The following is an 849-nucleotide window of genomic DNA, read 5'->3' on the forward strand; positions in this document are numbered from 1 at the left end:
TGCCCGCACCGGGCGGCAGCACGCCACTGTGTCGGATCTCTCCCGCGTCGACGATGGCCCATTTCACCCGGCTGTTGCCGACGTCGAAGAGTAATCGCATCACGCTGGCCTCACCCGGACATCGCCGGAGAAGAACCGGGAGACGCCCCCGGGCGTCTCCACCAGCAGTGCGCCGTCGGTATCGATACCGCGGGCGGTGCCCTCCTCCCGGCGGTCGCTTAGATGGATCACCACCGCCTGCCCCGCGAGCAGGTCCACCCCGGGCCAGCGCTCTGCGAGCAGGGTTGCGGTGCGTGCCGGGACGGTCGCGCACGCCTCGACCACCGCATTGACCACACCGGCCGCCAGCGTATTGCGATCGAGTTCGGACACGATATCGGCGACCCCCACCGACGGCGCCGCGAGGCCGCTGCCGTCCTCCGCGTCGCCAGAGCGCCAGTTCACCCCGATACCCACGACGACCCGGCACTGGCCGGTGGGATCACCGCTGAGCTCTGTCAGAATCCCCGCGAGCTTGCGGCCATCCACCCAGACGTCGTTCGGCCATTTGACGGCGGCACGCCCGACACCCAGCGCGCGCAGCCGCTCCGCGACACACACACCCACGGCCAGGGTCAGTCCGGTGGGGCCGCGTTCCAGGTTGCGGTACGGCCAGGAAACGGAGATATAGACGCCGCCGGGGGGCGATGCCCAGGCGCGGCCGAGCCGGCCGGTCCCCGCCGTCTGACGCTCGGCAATGACGATTCCGACGCGCCCCGCTTCCGGCGGACTGCGGCGCAGCTCGGCGTTCGTCGAATCTATCGATTCGAGCACCTGCAGCTCGGGGGCATTCACTCCCGTGAGCGCGTC

Annotated in this window: 1 protein-coding gene; it reads right to left on the reverse strand. The window is 70.4% G+C overall.

The features are described 5' to 3' along the window. Positions 1 to 99 precede the first annotated feature (99 nt). Positions 100 to 849: biotin--[acetyl-CoA-carboxylase] ligase (locus tag G7A99_RS21985; RefSeq protein ID WP_163144104.1), on the reverse strand; the 750-nt coding region annotated here is incomplete at its 5' end.

The organism is Arhodomonas sp. KWT, from assembly GCF_010993615.1.